Source organism: Rhodanobacter sp. G2-10 (assembly GCF_055809185.1).
Map to the genome: position 1 here is coordinate 1,125,674 of NZ_CM147900.1, position 16,341 is coordinate 1,142,014.

At 65.8% G+C, this 16,341-nt stretch carries 14 protein-coding genes; 9 read left to right on the forward strand and 5 right to left on the reverse strand.

Annotated elements, in window-relative coordinates:
• Nucleotides 1-22 precede the first annotated feature (22 nt).
• Entirely contained in the window at nt 23-1,354 is a 1,332-nt protein-coding gene (locus AC0L58_RS05040) for a histidine-type phosphatase (protein ID WP_473687282.1), read from the forward strand.
• A 163-nt stretch (nt 1,355-1,517) separates the two neighbouring features.
• Here AC0L58_RS05040 and iolG (AC0L58_RS05045) read toward each other — a convergent pair whose 3' ends face one another.
• Both iolG (AC0L58_RS05045) and iolG (AC0L58_RS05050) read right to left on the reverse strand, forming a co-directional pair.
• A complete protein-coding gene (gene iolG / locus AC0L58_RS05045) occupies nt 1,518-2,495 on the reverse strand; it encodes an inositol 2-dehydrogenase (protein ID WP_473687284.1) in 978 nt (325 codons plus the stop codon).
• Nucleotides 2,496-2,508: 13 nt separating this feature from the next.
• Nucleotides 2,509-3,492: an inositol 2-dehydrogenase gene (iolG, locus tag AC0L58_RS05050; RefSeq protein ID WP_473687286.1), complete on the reverse strand. Its 984-nt coding sequence runs from the start codon at nt 3,490-3,492 to the stop codon at nt 2,509-2,511.
• A gap of 144 nt (nt 3,493-3,636) precedes the next feature.
• On the opposite strand from iolG (AC0L58_RS05050), the gene AC0L58_RS05055 reads away from it, so the two are divergent.
• The 8 genes from AC0L58_RS05055 (at nt 3,637) to AC0L58_RS05090 (ending at nt 13,843) form a co-directional block, all read left to right on the forward strand.
• Nucleotides 3,637-4,527 (forward strand): MurR/RpiR family transcriptional regulator, encoded by an 891-nt coding sequence (locus AC0L58_RS05055; protein WP_473687288.1) that lies wholly within the window; start codon nt 3,637-3,639, stop codon nt 4,525-4,527.
• A 72-nt stretch (nt 4,528-4,599) separates the two neighbouring features.
• The gene (locus AC0L58_RS05060; RefSeq protein ID WP_473687290.1) at nt 4,600-6,552 is read left to right on the forward strand and encodes a bifunctional 5-dehydro-2-deoxygluconokinase/5-dehydro-2-deoxyphosphogluconate aldolase; all 1,953 of its coding nucleotides are present in this window, start codon (nt 4,600-4,602) and stop codon (nt 6,550-6,552) included.
• Between the two features lies 1 nt (nt 6,553).
• Nucleotides 6,554-8,386 (forward strand): 3D-(3,5/4)-trihydroxycyclohexane-1,2-dione acylhydrolase (decyclizing), encoded by a 1,833-nt coding sequence (gene iolD / locus AC0L58_RS05065; protein ID WP_473687292.1) that lies wholly within the window; start codon nt 6,554-6,556, stop codon nt 8,384-8,386.
• The gene (gene iolE, locus AC0L58_RS05070) at nt 8,383-9,273 is read left to right on the forward strand and encodes a myo-inosose-2 dehydratase (RefSeq protein ID WP_473687294.1); all 891 of its coding nucleotides are present in this window, start codon (nt 8,383-8,385) and stop codon (nt 9,271-9,273) included. Before iolD ends, iolE begins: the two co-directional genes overlap by 4 nt.
• Nucleotides 9,273-10,094: a 5-deoxy-glucuronate isomerase gene (gene iolB / locus AC0L58_RS05075; protein ID WP_473687296.1), complete on the forward strand. Its 822-nt coding sequence runs from the start codon at nt 9,273-9,275 to the stop codon at nt 10,092-10,094. Before iolE ends, iolB begins: the two co-directional genes overlap by 1 nt.
• 3 nt (nt 10,095-10,097) lie before the next feature.
• The gene (locus AC0L58_RS05080) at nt 10,098-11,594 is read left to right on the forward strand and encodes a CoA-acylating methylmalonate-semialdehyde dehydrogenase (protein ID WP_473687298.1); all 1,497 of its coding nucleotides are present in this window, start codon (nt 10,098-10,100) and stop codon (nt 11,592-11,594) included.
• A gap of 94 nt (nt 11,595-11,688) precedes the next feature.
• Nucleotides 11,689-13,035 (forward strand): MFS transporter, encoded by a 1,347-nt coding sequence (locus AC0L58_RS05085; protein WP_473687300.1) that lies wholly within the window; start codon nt 11,689-11,691, stop codon nt 13,033-13,035.
• A gap of 4 nt (nt 13,036-13,039) precedes the next feature.
• The gene (locus AC0L58_RS05090; RefSeq protein ID WP_473687302.1) at nt 13,040-13,843 is read left to right on the forward strand and encodes an inositol monophosphatase family protein; all 804 of its coding nucleotides are present in this window, start codon (nt 13,040-13,042) and stop codon (nt 13,841-13,843) included.
• A gap of 120 nt (nt 13,844-13,963) precedes the next feature.
• Here AC0L58_RS05090 and AC0L58_RS05095 read toward each other — a convergent pair whose 3' ends face one another.
• The 3 genes from AC0L58_RS05095 to AC0L58_RS05105 all read right to left on the reverse strand — a co-directional run bounded on the left by AC0L58_RS05095 (nt 13,964) and on the right by AC0L58_RS05105 (nt 16,316).
• Nucleotides 13,964-14,719, reverse strand: coding sequence for an oxidoreductase (locus AC0L58_RS05095; protein WP_473687304.1), 756 nt, complete (start codon nt 14,717-14,719; stop codon nt 13,964-13,966).
• A 65-nt stretch (nt 14,720-14,784) separates the two neighbouring features.
• A complete protein-coding gene (locus tag AC0L58_RS05100; RefSeq protein WP_473687305.1) occupies nt 14,785-15,519 on the reverse strand; it encodes an SDR family NAD(P)-dependent oxidoreductase in 735 nt (244 codons plus the stop codon).
• A 167-nt stretch (nt 15,520-15,686) separates the two neighbouring features.
• Nucleotides 15,687-16,316, reverse strand: a complete 630-nt coding sequence (locus AC0L58_RS05105) for an NADPH-dependent F420 reductase (RefSeq protein WP_473687307.1) — start codon at nt 16,314-16,316, stop codon at nt 15,687-15,689.
• Between the last annotated feature and the right edge of the window lie 25 nt (nt 16,317-16,341).

Sequence of the window (16,341 nt, forward strand, 5' to 3'; positions counted from 1 at the left end):
CGTTTTGCCAGGAGCAAAGAACATGCAGCTGAAACGTTTCATCCATTTCGTTGTTCCATCCCAGCGCCTGCTGGCGGCCTCGCTGTTGCTGGCCGGGCTGGGGGGCTGCGCGCAGGCGCCGGACGCGGCTGCGCCGGCACCTGCTCCGGCGTCCACCGAGGCAATGGCCTCGACGGCGTCCCATGCAGCGCCGGACAGCGACCTGAAGCTGCAGCGCGTGGTGATGCTGATGCGCCACGGCGTGCGGCCACCGACCAAACCGCAGGTCACACCTGACGGCACCCATCCGCAGCCGTGGCCGAAGTGGAGCGTCGATTTCGGCGAGCTCACTCCGCACGGTTACGACGCGGTGCGCCTGCTTGGCCAGTGGGACCGCGCCAACTGGGCGTCGCGTGGGCTGTTGCCCGCGACTGGATGCCCGGCCAAAGGCGAGATCGTGGTCGCGGCGAGTTCGAAATCTCGTACCCAGGACACCGCGCGTGCGCTGGTGGAAGGCATGGCAGCCGATTGCGGCATCACGGTAACGTTCCCTGCCAGCAAGAAAGATGACGTCGAGTTCCATCCGCTTGAAGCCGGGGCCGTGGCGATGGACGCGCACAAGGCCCGGCAAGCGGTGGAGGCGATGATGCCTGCCGGCGGCATGGCGGCGGAAGTACAGGCCCATGCGCCACTGTTTGCCCTGCTCAACCAGGCGATGGGCTGCACCCCGGACACGGCCTGCGACATTTCGAAGATGCCGGCAGGGCTGGAGCCTGAAGACGGTGACCGGCCGCACGTGGGCGCGCCGTTCGGGATCGCCTCCACCGCCAGCCAGACCTTCCTGCTGGAGTACCTGGAAGGCATGCCGATGAAGGACGTGGCGTGGGGCAATCTCACCCGCGAGCAGATCGGCACCCTGTTGCAGTTCCACGCGCTGAAGTTCCATTACCAGGGCCGTACGCCGTACATCGCGGTACGGGCAGCCTCGCCGCTGGCAGCGCGGATGCTGGCCGCGGCGGAGCACGGGCCGAAGCTGACGGTGCTGGTCGGCCACGACACCAACATCGCCGACCTCGGCGGCATGCTGGACCTTCACTGGCAGGTGCCGGGCTATCCGCGTGACGATCCGCCGCCGGCTGGCGCGCTGGGCTTCGAGGTGCTGGCCGATCCGTCGGGCGCGCAGTTCGTGCGGGCCTTCTATCGGTCGCAGACGATGGACCAGGTGCGCGAGTTGCAGGAACTCGACATGGCCAACGCGCCGTCCTACGAGTACCTGCCGATCCCCGGCTGCGCCGAGCGCTGCCCGATGGCGGACTTCGAGCGCATCGTGAGCGGGAAGCTGGTCGAGCCGTTGCGTACTCCCGCGGCGCATTGATCGTTCGGAAGCCGGGCTTTTGAAGCCCCTCTCCCTTCGGGAGAGGGGTTGGGGAGAGGGTTCGGCGCAGGACGTAACTACATGCTTCGTGGCGCACCCTCATCTGCCCTTTGGGCACCTTCTCCCAAAGGGAGAAGGGAACATTCACTCCCTTGGCGCCTGCTCAAAGCCTGACCGGCGCGCCCGCCTTCATCGATTCGGCAGCCGCCTCGGCCAGCGCCAACGCGGCCACGCCATCGGCGTAACCCACCGAGGCGCGCTGCCCATCCAGCATGTCGGCGAAGTGGTCCATCTCGCGGCGGTAGGCTTCGGCGTAGCGGTCGAGGAAGAAGTTTTGCAGGCGGTCGCTGGCCATGCCGGCCTCGCTCCAGACTTCGGTGGTGCTCTCCAGCACATTGTCCGCGCGCACCATGCCGCTGGAGGCGAAAGCCTCGATGCGCTGGTCGTAGCCGAAGCCGCTGCGGCGGCTGTTGGAGATCACGCAAAGTTTGCCCGACGCGGTGCGCAGCACGGTACGTGCGGTGTCCACGTCGCCGAGCTTGCCGATCTCGGGATCGACCAGGCAACTGCCCGTGGCGTAGACCTGCACCGGCTCCTCGCCCAGCAGCCAGCGAGCCATGTCGAAATCGTGGATGGCCATGTCCTTGAACAGACCGCCGGAGACGGCGACGTAGGACGGGGGCGGTGGCGATGGATCGTTCGAGGTGATCTGCAGACTCTCGATCCGGCCGATGGCGCCACTGTCCAAGCGCGCTTTCAACGCCTGGAAGTTCGGATCGAAGCGACGATTGAAAGCGAGCATCATGTTGGCACCGCTCAACGCGGTAGCGGCGCCGCGCGCGCGCCCGAGGTCCTGGTCGATCGGCTTCTCGCAGAAGACTGTCATGCCCGCGGCAGCTGCGCGAAGGCTGTAATCCAGATGGGTGTCGGTGGAGCTGGCGATGATCACGCCACGAATGGTCGGGTCGGCCAGGGCGGCATCCAGGGTGACTACCTGACTGTTCCATTCCCTGGCGAGCGCCTGTGCCGAGGCGTCGACGGCGTCGACCACCCCGGCCAGTTCGATGCGCGGGTGCAGCGCGGCATTGCGGGCATGAATATGGCCGATGCGACCGGCGCCGATGAGGATGACTTTGTGCATGATCCTGTCTCGCTCAGAGTTTGAAGGCCTGGTCGTGCTGCGCGGACCACGCGCAAGCCTCGGCCAGGACCAGGGCGGCGATGCCGTCGTCGTATGTGGTGCGCGATGGCGCGCGGCCGTGCACCACGTCGGCGAAGTGGTCGATCTGCGCGCGATAGGCCTCGCGGTAGCGCTCGGCGAACGCGGGCATGATCGGCGCGCCATGGCTGCCGTCTTCGGTCAGCGAGTGCACGGTGTCCTGCGTCACGTTGCCGGCGCGAATCATGCCGGCCGAGCCGAATGCCTCGATGCGCTGGTCGTAGCCGTAGCCGCTGCGACGGGTGTTGGAGATGACGCAAAGCCGCCCGCTGGCGGTCTTCAGCACGCACCGCGCGGTATCGACGTCGCCCTGGCGACCGATTTCCGGATCGACCAGGCAGCTGGCGCTGGCGTAGATCTCGACCGGCTCCTCGTCCATCAGCCATCGCGCCATGTCCAGGTCATGGATGGTGAAATCCTTGAACAGGCCGCCGCTGGTGGGAATGAAGCCCGGCGGGGGCGCCGCCGGATCGTGGTTGACCAGGTGCAGGCTTTCCAGCCGGCCGACCACGCCGGCATCCAGTTGTTGCTTGAGCTGCGCGAACTGCGGATCGAAGCGGCGATTGAAACCGAGCAGGAAACGCGCGCCTTCGAACTGCGATCGCGCCGCGCGCACTTTTTCCAGGTCGAGGTCGATCGGCTTTTCGCAGAACACCGCCTTGCCGGCGCCGACCGCCGCCAGCGCGTGACCCAGATGCTGGTCGGTGGTGCTGCAGATCAGCACGCCACCGATCGTCGGGTCGGCCAGCGCCTGCTCCAGCGTGGCCATCGCCGCGCCATGGGCGGCGGCAAACTGCTCCGCGCCCGGGCGGGGATCGACCACGTATTTCAGGCGCAGGCCCGGGTGACCGGCCGCATTGGGCCCGTGCACCTGGCCCATCCGGCCCGCGCCGATCAAGACAACGTCGATTCTGTCCAAGAGTAGACTCCCCGGGGTGAGTTGCCACAGAAAATGGAACTGATATTCTGTTTTCGAGTGTAATAGAATTTCCGCCAAGTTACTCCATGTTTCAGCAGATGCCGTCGCCGATGTACGGACGCGGCCAACACGAAGGAAAGCCCCATGGTCGAAATGGACGTGCCGCCCACCAGCGCCGACGAACTTCGCTCCGCCATCCTCGACCGCTACGACTCGCTCAGCAAACGCCTGCAGCAGATCGCCCGTTACGTGCTCGACGAACCGAATGCGGTGGCGCTGGAGACGCTGGCGGTGCTGGCCGAGCGCTGCGCCGTGCAGCCGTCGGCGATCGTGCGTTTCGCCAAGTCATTCGGTTTCGATGGCGCCAGCCAGATGCAGCGCTTGTTCCGCGATGGACTGTTGTCAGGCAACGCCGCGCTCGGTTACGGCGAGCGCGTGCGCCAGTTCAGCCAGAACGTGAATGGCAAGTCGGTCGGCGACCCGGTGCAGGTGCTGACCGAGTTCGTCGAAGGCAACGTGCTGGCACTGCAGAACCTTCCCGACGGGGTGGGGCGCAAGGACCTTGCCGCGGCGGTGAAGCTGATCGAGGAGGCCGAGACAGTCTACGTGGCCGGCTTCCGGCGCTCGTTCCCGGTGGCGGCCTACCTCGCCTATTCGCTGCACCAGGTGGACAAGAAGACCGTATTCATCGACAGCATCGGCGGCATGACGCGACAGCAGATCCATGCGATCACCAAGCATGACCTGCTGATCGCGGTGAGCTATCACCCATATGCGGAAGAGGCGGTGCAGTTGATCGACGCGGCTGCCACCAATCATTGCCGGGTGCTTTCGATCAGCGACAGCCTGGTCAGCCCGGTAGCCAAGCCGGCCACTGTTGTGCTGCAAGTGCGCGAAGCGGAGATCCGCAAGTTCCGTTCGCTGTCCGCCTCCATGTGCCTGGCTCAGGCGCTGGTGATTTCGTATGCGTTTGCCAGCAACACGCCGCAGCGGAACAGTTCGCGGCTGGCTTCTTCCAGACGCGGCAAAAAATGAAACGTATGTTGCTTTTTCTATAAAAATAGAATATATATTACGTGCATCCGGCGCGGTGGGCGGCGGGTATCCGTGAGAGAAGTGCATATGGAAGGGGTGGAGCGCCAGCTTGACCTTGTGACCGTCGGGCGATCCAGCATCGACCTGTATGGCGAGCAGACCGGCGGTCGCCTCGAGGACATGACCTCGTTCGCCAAGTACATCGGCGGCAGCCCGACCAACACGGCAATCGGTGCCGCGCGACTGGGTTTGCGCAGCGCCTTGATCACCCGCGTGGGTGACGACCATTTCGGCCGTTTCATCCGCGAGCAGCTGGTGCGCGAGGGCGTGCGCGCCGATGGCGTGGTCACCGATCGTGAACGCCTGACCGCGCTGGTGTTCCTGGGCATCCGCGATCCGGACACCTTCCCGCTGATCTTCTACCGCGAGAACTGCGCCGACATGGCGCTCGTCGTGGCGGACATCGACATGGAACTGGTGCAGTCGACGCGCGCGGTGCTGATCAACGGCACCCATCTTTCGCAGCCCCATGTGTTCGAGGCTTCCGTGCATGCGTGCGAGCTGGCGCGCGCGACGGGCGGGAAAGTGGTCTTCGACATCGATTACCGACCGGTGCTGTGGGGACTGACCGGCAAGGACCGGGGCGAGAACCGCTTCGTCGCCGATGCCGGCGTGACCGCGCGCCTGCAGCAGGTACTGCCGCTGTGCGATCTGATCGTGGGCACCGAGGAGGAGATCCACATCCTCGGCGGTTCCACCGACACGATCCAGGCGCTGCGTGCGATCCGGACGCGCAGCGCCGCGTTGCTTGTGTGCAAGCGCGGCGCGTCGGGGTGTTCGGCGTTTCCCGCGGCGATTCCGGACAGCCTGGACGACGGCGTGGTCGGCCGCGGTTTCCGGATCGAGGTGTTCAACGTGCTCGGTGCCGGTGATGCGTTCATGGCCGGTTTCCTGCGTGGCTGGTTGCGTGACGAGCCGCTGGCGACCTGTTGCGAATACGCCAATGCCTGCGGTGCGCTGGTGGTCTCGCGTCATGGCTGCGCGCCGGCCATGCCGACCTGGAAAGAGTTGCAGCTGTTTCTCGACGGCAGCGAACGCCCCTTTCGCCTGCGCGACGATGCCGCGTTGGAACAGGTCCACTGGGCGACCACGCGCAACCGCGTGCACGAGGACCTGACCGTGCTGGCGGTGGATCATCGCAGCCAGTTCGAGGATTTGTGCCGCGAGACCGGCGCCGATCCGGCGCGCATCCCCGCGTTCAAGGCATTGGTGCTGCAGGCGATCGACCGGCTGGCCGGCGATGGCGACCTTTTTGGCGTGTTGCTGGATGGCCGCTACGGCATGCGCGCGCTGGAGGCCGCGGCCGATCGGCCATACTGGATCGGCCGTCCGATCGAGCTGCCCGGCTCGCGCCCGCTGGTGTTCGAAAGCTCCGCCGACGTGGCCACCGAACTGCTCACCTGGCCGTACAACCACGTCGTCAAATGCCTGGTGTTCTATCACCCGGACGATCCGCAGGACCTGCGCGAACAGCAGGAGCGGCAGCTGCTGCGGCTGCAGGATGCCTGTCGCAAGACCCGGCATGAACTGCTGGTGGAAGTGATTGCGTCGCGCCACGGGGCGATCGACCAGCACACGGCGGCACGCGCGATCCAGCGCCTCTATGATCGGGGCATGAAACCTGACTGGTGGAAGCTGGAGCCCGCCGCCGACATCGCCACATGGGAGAACATCGAGCGCGTCATCCGCGACAACGATGCGGCCTGCCGTGGCGTGCTGCTGCTCGGCCTGCAGGCGCCCAGCGATCAACTGGTCGATTCGTTCCGCATCGCCGCGGCCAGCCCGATCGTCAAGGGCTTTGCCGTGGGCCGCACGATCTTCGCCGACGCCGCCGCGCGCTGGCTGGACGGCAGCTTCGATGACGAGGCGGCCATCGCCGACCTGTCCGCCCGCTTCGGGGTGCTGGTCGATGCGTGGCACGCCGCGCGGACCGCGGCATCGGGCGCACGGAAGGAGGCAGTGTGAGATGACGAGCGTGCGACTCACCGCGGCCCAGGCCACGATCCGCTGGCTCGCCGCGCAACATGTGACCGTCGACGGGCGCGAGCTGCCGTATTTTGCCGGTGCCTGGGCGATCTTCGGGCATGGCAACGTGGCGGGTCTGGGCGAGGCGCTGCATGCGGCGCGCGACACGTTCCCCACCTGGCGCGCGCACAACGAGCAGGGCATGGCGCACGCGGCGATCGCCTACGCGAAACAGATGCGCCGGCGCCGCGCGATGGTCTGCACCACCTCGATCGGCCCCGGCGCCACCAACATGGTCACCGCCGCGGCGCTGGCCCACGTCAATCGCCTGCCGGTGCTGCTGTTGCCCGGCGACGTGTTTGCCAGCCGCCAGCCGGACCCGGTGCTGCAGCAGGTGGAGAGCTTCAGCGACGGCACCGTTTCGGCCAACGACTGCTTCCGCCCGGTGTCGCGCTATTTCGATCGCATCATGCGGCCCGAACAGATCATGGACGCGCTGCCGAAGGCGCTGGCCACCATGCTCGATCCGGCCAGCTGCGGTCCGGCGACGATCGCGTTCTGCCAGGACGTGCAGGCGGAAGCTTTCGATTATCCCGAAGCCTTTTTCAATCGTCGGTTCTGGCGCGAGCGACGCCAGGACGCCAGTGAGGAGGAACTGCAGGCGCTGGTCGACGCACTCAAGGCGGCGAAGCACCCGTTGCTGATCGCCGGCGGTGGTGTGCTTTACAGCGAAGCCGAGCAGACGCTGGCGGCGCTGGTGGAGGCCACTGGCCTGGCCGTGGCCGAGACCCAGGCAGGCAAGGGCGCGTTGCCGTGGAATCATCCCGCTGCACTGGGTTCGATCGGCGTCACCGGTTCCAGCGCGGCGAACGCTGCAGCGGCCCGTGCAGATCTGGTGGTGGGTATCGGCACCCGACTGGCAGATTTCACCACCGGTTCGCGCAGCCTGTTCACGCACGCCTGCAAGATCCAGATAAACGTGCAGCCGTTTGACGCACATAAACACGATGCGACGGCGGTGGTTGGCGATGCGCGCAAGGTACTGCAATCACTGGCCACGGCGCTGGATGACTGGCATGCACCGGCGCGTGCCGCGCAGGAAGTGGATGCGTGGCATGCCGCGGTCGACGCCGTTACTGCTGGCGCGCCCAGCCAGACGCTGCCCAGCGACGCGCAGGTGATCGGCGTGGTGCAACGCGGTGTTTCCGACGACGCGATCGTGGTGTGCGCCGCCGGTGGATTGCCGGGTGAACTGCACAAGTTGTGGCGGGCCACGCGTGCTGGCGGTTATCACGTCGAGTACGGCTACTCGTGCATGGGCTACGAGATCGCCGGCGGTCTCGGTGTGAAGATGGCGGCGCCCGATCGCGAGGTGGTTGTGATGGTCGGCGACGGCAGCTACCTGATGCTGAACTCCGAGCTGGCCAGTTCGGTGATGCTGGGCCGGAAGTTGATCGTGGTGGTGCTGGACAACCATGGCTACGGCTGCATCAACCGCCTGCAGCACGCCACCGGTGGCGCCGGTTTCAACAATTTGCTGGCCGACACCACGCACGAGACGCTGCCACAGATCGACTTTGCCGCGCACGCCGCCAGCCTCGGCGCGCTGTCCGAACATGTTGCCACGTTGGGTGAGCTGGAATCGGCGATCGCGCGAGCGCGTGCGGCGACTCGCAGCTACGTGGTGGTGATCGATACCGATCCGCTGAAAACCACCGAAGCCGGCGGCTGGTGGTGGGACGTGGCGGTACCGCAAGTTTCCGAACGCCCCGAGGTCGAGGCTGCGCGTCGCGCCTACGACGAGGGCATACGTCAGAAGAAGGATTTGTCATGAGCATCCGTTTCGGCGTCAGCCCGATTGCCTGGGCCAACGACGACATGCCCGAACTGGGCGGCGACACGCCCTTGGAAAGCATTCTCGCGGACATCCAGGAGCTGGGTTTCGAGGGCGTCGAGCTGGGCGGGAAATTCCCGCGCCACGCGTCCCAGTTGAAGCCGCTGCTGGAACGCCACGGACTGGATTTGATCGGCGGCTGGTACAGCGGATCGCTGCTGGCGCAATCGGCGCAGGACGAGATCCTGGCCTTGCAGCCACACCTGAACCTGCTCAAGGCGATGGGCAGCACCGTGTTCGTGTTTGCCGAAACCAGCAATGCTATCCACGGCCAGCGCGGCACGGCCATGCGCGCCACGCCGCAGCTGGATGCCGATGGCTGGGGTGTGTTTGGCGAGCGTCTGACTGCGGTGGCCGACTACATCCAGGCGCAGGGATTGCGTTTTGCCTACCACCATCACCTGGGTACGGTAGTCGAGCGTGCCGTCGATCTCGATGCGTTTCTCGCACACACCGGGTCATCGGTGGGACTGACCCTGGATACCGGTCATGCTGCGCTCGGTGGCATCGACGCCTTGCAGTTGATTGCCGATCATCCCGAGCGCGTGGCGCACGTCCATTGCAAGGACGTGCGCTGGAACGTGTTCAAGGAGGTGCACGGTGCAGGCTCCAGCTTCCTCGATGGTGTGCTCGCGGGCATGTTCACGGTGCCGGGTGACGGCGGCCTGGATTACGCGAAGCTGATGACTGCTTTGGCTGGTATCCACTACAGCGGCTGGATCGTGATCGAGGCGGAACAGGACCCGGCGTTGGCCAACCCACGCATCTACGCGAAGCTCGGCCTGGCCACGCTCAAGCAGCGTGCCGCCGAGGCTGGGTTGCGCTGATGGCTGATCTGCGCATTCGTCCAGGTGATCCCGATGCCGCCGGCGTCGTGCTCGAGGTGACCCCCGCCAGCGCAGGCTGGAAGCATGTCGGGTTCAAGGTGGTGAAGCTCGCTCCCGGCCAGCGCCTCGCCGGCGGCGAGGCGGGGCGTGAAGTCTGCCTGGTAGTGGTCGCGGGCATGGCCGATATCGACGCGGGTGGGCAGCACTTCATGCATGTCGGTGGTCGCAGCAGTCCGTTCGAGGACCGTGCTCCCGGCGCCGTGTACGTGCCTGCCGGCGTGAACTATGAAGTGATCGCAAGCGGGCCGGTCGAGCTGGCCGTTTGCACGGCTCCCGGATCGGGCGAAGGGTATCCGCGGCTGATCGCCGAGTCGGCGATGAGCCGCGAGGTGCGCGGCGATGGCACCAATACCCGCTACGTGCGCAACATCCTGCCGCAGACCGAGCCGGCCGACAGTTTGCTGGTGGTCGAGGTGATCACGCCGGGCGGGCATTGGTCCAGCTATCCGCCGCACAAGCACGACACCGCCGAGGCGGGTGCAGAAACCGCGCTGGAGGAAACCTATTACCACCGCTTGAACCCGCCTCAGGGCTTCGCGTTTCAGCGGGTCTACACCGACGACCGCTCGCTCGACGAAACCGTGTGTGTCGAGGACGGTGACGTGGTGATGGTGCCACGCGGCTACCACCCGGTGGGCACGTCGCACGGCTACGACCTGTACTACCTCAACGTGATGGCGGGACCGCACCGCCAGTGGATTTTCCGCAACGACCCGGCACACGACTGGATCGCCCGACGCAACACCTCATCCAAGGAGTGAGCCATGCGCAGTATTGAACATTTCATCGACGGTCAGACCGTGGTGGGTACTTCCGGTCGCCACGGCGACGTGTTCGACCCCAACAGCGGCCAGGTGCAGGCAAAAGTGTCGCTGGCCAACGCCGCCGAACTGGAGCGCGCGGTGCAGAGTGCTGCCGCGGCACAGCCGGGCTGGGCCGCGGTGAATCCGCAGCGGCGGGCGCGGGTGATGATGGAATTCGTGCGCCTGCTCAACGTGCACAAGAACGAACTGGCCGAGCTGCTGGCCAGCGAACACGGCAAGGTGGTCTCCGACGCGCACGGCGACGTGCTGCGCGGGCTGGAGGTGATCGAGTTCGCCTGCGGCATTCCGCATCTGCTGAAGGGTGAATACACCCAGGGCGCCGGTCCCCGTATCGACGTCTATTCGGCATTGCAGCCGCTTGGCGTGGTGGCTGGCATCACCCCGTTCAATTTTCCGGCGATGATTCCGATGTGGATGTTCGGTCCGGCGATCGCCAGCGGCAACGCGTTCATCCTCAAGCCGTCCGAGCGTGACCCCTCAGTGCCGGTGCGGCTGGCTGAACTGATGATCGAGGCCGGCCTGCCGCCGGGCATCCTCAACGTGCTGCATGGCGACAAGGAGATCGTCGACGCGATCGTGGAGCATCCCCGGATCAAGGCGGTGAGCTTCGTCGGTTCGTCGGACGTGGCGCAATCGGTGTATGCCAATGGCGCGAAGCACGGCAAGCGCGTGCAGTGCATGGGCGGCGCCAAGAACCACGGCATCGTGATGCCGGATGCCGACCTCGACCAGGTCGTGGCCGACCTGATGGGCGCAGCCTATGGCTCGGCCGGTGAGCGTTGCATGGCATTGCCGGTCGTGGTGCCGGTGGGCGAAGCCACCGCGGAGGCGTTGCGCGCGAAACTGCTGCCGGCGATCGCCGCGTTGCAGGTCGGTGTGTCCAGCGACGCCAACGCGCATTACGGGCCGGTGGTGTCGGCAGCGCACAAGGCACGTATCGAGTCCTACATCCAGCTTGGCGTGGACGAGGGCGCGGAGCTGGTGATCGATGGACGCGGGCTCTCCGTCCCCGGCCATGAGAAGGGTTTCTTCCTCGCACCGACGCTGTTCGATCACGTCACCGCCGGCATGAAGAGCTACCAGGACGAGATCTTCGGCCCGGTGCTGCAGATCGTGCGCGCGCGCAGTTTCGAGGAGGCACTGGCGCTGCCATCGGAGCATCCCTACGGCAACGGCGTCAGCATTTTCACCCGCAGCGGCGACGCCGCGCGCGAATTTGCCGATCGGGTCGAGGTGGGCATGGTCGGCATCAACGTGCCGATCCCGGTGCCGGTGGCGTACCACAGCTTCGGTGGCTGGAAGCGCTCGGGTTTCGCCGACCTCAATCAATATGGCATGGACGGCGTGCGCTTTTACACCCGCACCAAGACCGTCACGCAGCGCTGGCCCCGGGGAGGCGAGGCGATCGAACAGAGTTTCGTTATTCCAACTCTGTAGAAAGTGGAATTAATCTTCCAATTTTGGTGAAAATGAAATAGGCTGGCCATAACGAGACCGCGCACCGGCGTGGGTCCATCGAGGGGGAATCGTCATGGCGGGTGGATGGCTGGCTTATTTCGCAACCGGCGCAGACCAGCCCGAGCTCGCCGACAAGGACGTCATCGACCGGCAGTACCGCAAACATCGCCTGCGCGTGATGCTGGCGATCACCCTGGGTTATGGCCTGATCTACACCTGCCGGCTGGCGCTGGGCGTGGTCAAGAAACCGATCATCGATGCCGGCATCTACACGCCGGCCGAACTCGGCCTGATCGGATCGGCGCTGTTCTACACCTATGCGATCGGCAAGCTGACCAACGGCTTCCTCGCCGACCACGCGAACATGAAGCGCTTCCTCGCGTTCGCCTTTCTCACCACCGCGCTGTGCAATCTGGCGATGGGTTTCGTCACCACGGTGTGGCTGGCGGTGATCCTGTGGGGGTTGAACGGCTGGTTCCAGAGTTTCGGCGCCCCCGGGGGCGTGGTGGCGATGACGGCATGGTTCTCCAACCGCGAGCGCGGGCGCACGTACGGGATCTGGAGCACCGCCCACTCGATCGGCGAGGGCCTGACCTTCCTCGTCGTGGGTGCCACCGTGGCCACGTTCGGCTGGCGCTTCGGCTTCTGGGGGCCGGGCATGATCGGCGTGGCCACCGCGATCAGCGCCTACCTGCTGCTGCAGGATCGTCCGTCCACGCTGGGGCTGCCGCCGGTCAACGAGTGGAAGCACGACAACTTCGGTGAGGCGGCCAAGCCGAAGATCACTTCGGTGCTCAAACTCCAGTTGTCGATCCTGAAGATCCCGGCGATCTGGGTGCTGTGCCTGGCGTCGGCCACGACCTACGTCACTCGCTACGCGATCAATTCGTGGGGCGTGCTCTACCTGCAGGAAGTGCACGGCTATTCGCTGACCATGGCCGGCACCTTGTTGATGATCAGCACGCTGGCGGGCATGGCCGGTGCGGTCGCGTTCGGCTTCATTTCCGACAAATTGTTCGACGCGCATCGCCCGCCAGTGAACCTGATCTTCGCGTTGCTGGAGCTGGCCGGCCTGTTCCTGTTCTTCTACGGGCCGAACCATCTGTACTCGCTGATCATTGCGATGGTGTTGTTCGGCATGGGGCTGACCGGCCTGGTCACGTCGCTGGGTGGCCTGTTTGCGGTGGACATCGCGCCCAAGCGCGTGGCTGGCGCGGTGATGGGGGTGATCGGCATCTGCAGCTATATCGGCGCGGGGATCCAGGAACAGGTTTCCGGTACCTTGATCCAGCATGGCATGACGATCGTCGATGGCGTGCGTCACTACAATTTCGGTCCGGCGATCGCGTTCTGGGTCGGCTCATCCATTCTTTCCATGCTGCTGGCGTTGAGCCTGTGGCGTACACGACGCAGAGACTGAACCCATGCACGCTTCGACTGAACTGAAGGCCATGATCAAGGCGGCGCAAGTGGCCGGAGACGGCCTGCTGCAGCGCTTCGGTCAGCTCGGCGAGCTGGTGACACGCACCAAGTCCGGGCCGGCCGACCTGGTGTCGATTGCCGACGAGGAAGCCGAGCGCACCACGCGCGAGATCCTGGGAAAAGCACAGCCATCGTTTGGTTTCCTCGGCGAGGAAAGCGGCGCGAGCGGTGGCAGCGACGATGCGCAGAGCTGGATCGTCGATCCGCTGGATGGCACCACCAACTTCCTGTTCGGCACGCCGCTGTGGGGCGTCAACATCGCGCTGGCGCGCGAGGGCGCGGTGGTTGCCGGTGTCACCTGGCTGCCGGCGTTGAAGGAGATGTACGTCGCGGCGGAAGGCGAGGGCAGTTGGCTCAATGGCCAGCGTATCCACGTTTCCACCCGTCATCGCCTGGTCGACAGCGTGCTCGGCTGCGGCATTCCCTTCGCCGGCAAGCCGGATCACCCCGTGTTCGCCCGCGAGATGGCGCTGTTGTCCAACGAGGTCGCGGGCATCCGCCGCACCGGCGCCTGCTCGGTCGACATGGCCTACGTCGCCGCCGGCCGCTGGGACGCGTACTGGGAACGCTCGCTCAACGCGTGGGACATGGCACCGGGAATCATCCTGGTGCGCGAGGCCGGTGGAGTGGCGACGTCGGTGAGCGGTGGGACGGTGGATATCCATGGCGGCAACGTCTGCGTTTCCAACGGCGCCATCCAGGACGCGCTGATCGAACGGCTCAACCGCGCCCTGAGCGACGGGTAAGCAGCTCAACGCGCCCTTGTAGGGCGGGCTCCGCCCGCCGCCCTCGAACCTGACCAGTCCTTCGTAGCCTCGACTGACGCCCACGCTCCCATTCATTGGCCATGCGCCATGTTGGATGCGTCAGCGCGCCGTCATGCCACCATCGACGCGGTAGTTCGCCCCGGTCAGGAACTTGCCCCGATCCGACACGAGCAGCGCGACGACCTCGGCAATGTCCTCGGTGGCGCCGATGCGGCCCATCGGCAGATGCTGAAGCCAGGCCTCGGTGGAGAATCCCGGCGTGGTCCGGGCGAACTCGTCGGAACCTGGTGTTGCGATGACGCCGGGCGATATGACGTTCACGCGGATGCCCGGCGCGACTTCGAGAGCGAGCGTGCGTGAGTAGTACTCGAGGGCCGCCTTGGCGGCGCCGTAGTGCGCGAAGGGGCCGAACGGTATCGTCGCCGCCGCCGAAGATATGTTCACGACGGCTGCGGCCTCGGAGTTCCGCAGCGCGGGGAGGACCGCGTTGGTGAGGCGGATTGCGGCGAAGAGGTTGAGAGCGAAGCTGTCGTGCCACGCCTCGTCGGGAATCGTCGAGGCCCCTTCCAGGAACGCGCGCGCACCGCCCGCGTTGTTCACCAGGATGTCGAGGCCGCCGAGCGCCGCCAGCGCCTGTGTCGCGATGGCCTTCACACCTTCGCTCGTGGCGACGTCGCCGGTGACGAAGATGGCTCCGGCGGGCATGTCGTCGTCAGGCTTGCGCGCAGCGACTACGACCTTGGCGCCGGCATCGAGCAGGCGCTGCGCGACGGCCGCGCCGATGCCGCGCGTGCCGCCGGTGACCAGCGCACGGCGGCCGCTGAGTTCGTTCGAGAGTTCGGGTTTGTTCGACATGGGATATTCCTTTTGTAGAAAGTTGATGTGTCCCGAGCAGTCATGCGACTGAAGGGAGCGGCTGGTCAGATTTGGGCCAGTCCGCCGTCGACGGCCAGCTCGCTGGCGGTCATGAAACTGCTGTCCGACGACGCGAGGAAAGCCGCCGCCGCGCCGATCTCCGCCGGTTCGGCCATGCGTTGCAGCGGATTCATCGAGGCGAACGTCTTCATGCCTTCCTCGCCCACCGCGGCCTTCGCCAGTTCGGTCGCCGTCGGTCCAGGCGACAGCACGTTGACCCGGATGCCGGTACCTTTGAGGTCCTGCGCCCAAGTCCGGGCGAGGTTGCGCACGGCCGCCTTGCTCGCGCTGTAAACGCCGAATGCCGGGGCGCCCGTGGTGCCGGCGCTCGATCCGGTGAGGATGATCGAACCGCCCTGGCCCATCAGCGGCAGTGCTTTCTGCACCGTGAAGATCGTGCCCTTCACATTGGTGTCGAAGGTGTCGTCGATGTGCTCGGCGGTGATCTGGCCCAGCGGAAGCAGGCTGCCCGTCCCCGCGTTGGCGAACACGGTGTCGAGAGTGCCGCGCTCCGCCTTCACCGCCGCGTAAAGGCGGTCAAGATCGGCCTCGTCGGAAACCGAGCCCTGCACCGCGCGGGCGTTGGGGCCGAGCTCGGCCAGCGCGGCGTCGAGCGCTTCCTGCCGGCGGCCGAAGATGAAGACGAAGGCGCCTTCCTCGATGAAGCGCTTTGCCGCCGCGCGGCCGATGCCGGTGGCGCCGCCGGTGACCACGGCGGTCTTTCCATTCAACTTGCTCATGTCATGAATCCTCTGCGGAACCTCGATAACCCTGCTTCAAACTCGTCATCCCAGCGAAAGCTCGGATCCAGCGTCTTGGCTGTTCAGCGAGGCCGAGTCGCTGGATTCCAGCTTTCGCTGGAATGACGGAGGCTTGAGGCTTACCGGAGGTCCATTGGTTGGAATGATTACGATGCGGCGCCGGCGGTCGCCGGTCGCTCGGACTCGTTCTTGAACAGGTCCTGGAAAATCAGCGGGCCCCAGACGCGGCCGCGTGCCTGCACCAGCGTGCCGCCCTCATCGAACTTGCCGAGGTTGACGGGGGCGAACCCGAGTCGCTTGGCAAGGTCCGCCACTTCCGCGGTGGCCGCCTCGTTGTCGCTCGCCAGGAACACGACCCGATGGCGGCCCTGGACCTCTGGGTCGGTGGCCAGCGTGCGCGACGGCAAGTGATTGAAGCCCTTGACCAACCTGGCACCCGGGAACGACTTGGCGACGAAGGCGGAAGAGGGGAGCCCGTCGAGCGTTTCGACGGGGTCATTCGTGTTCATCGCGTCGATGATCGTTTTGCCCCGCCAATCCGGAAGAGCCTTGGCGACCTCGCGATGCCCCTCGAAGAGAACGGCCAGGAAAATCACGTCCGCCTTGAGAGCTTCCCGCAGCGTCGTGGGGATAACCGTGGGCCCGATCGCCTGGGCTCGCGGCAACAGCGCTTCGGGCGGTCGCCGACTGGCGACGGAGACTTCGATGTTGTTGCGGGCGAAAGCGTGGGCCAGGGCCTGGCCGATGGCACCGAAACCAATGATGGCGTAGCTCATGAAGATGGTCCTTTTCAGTATGGGA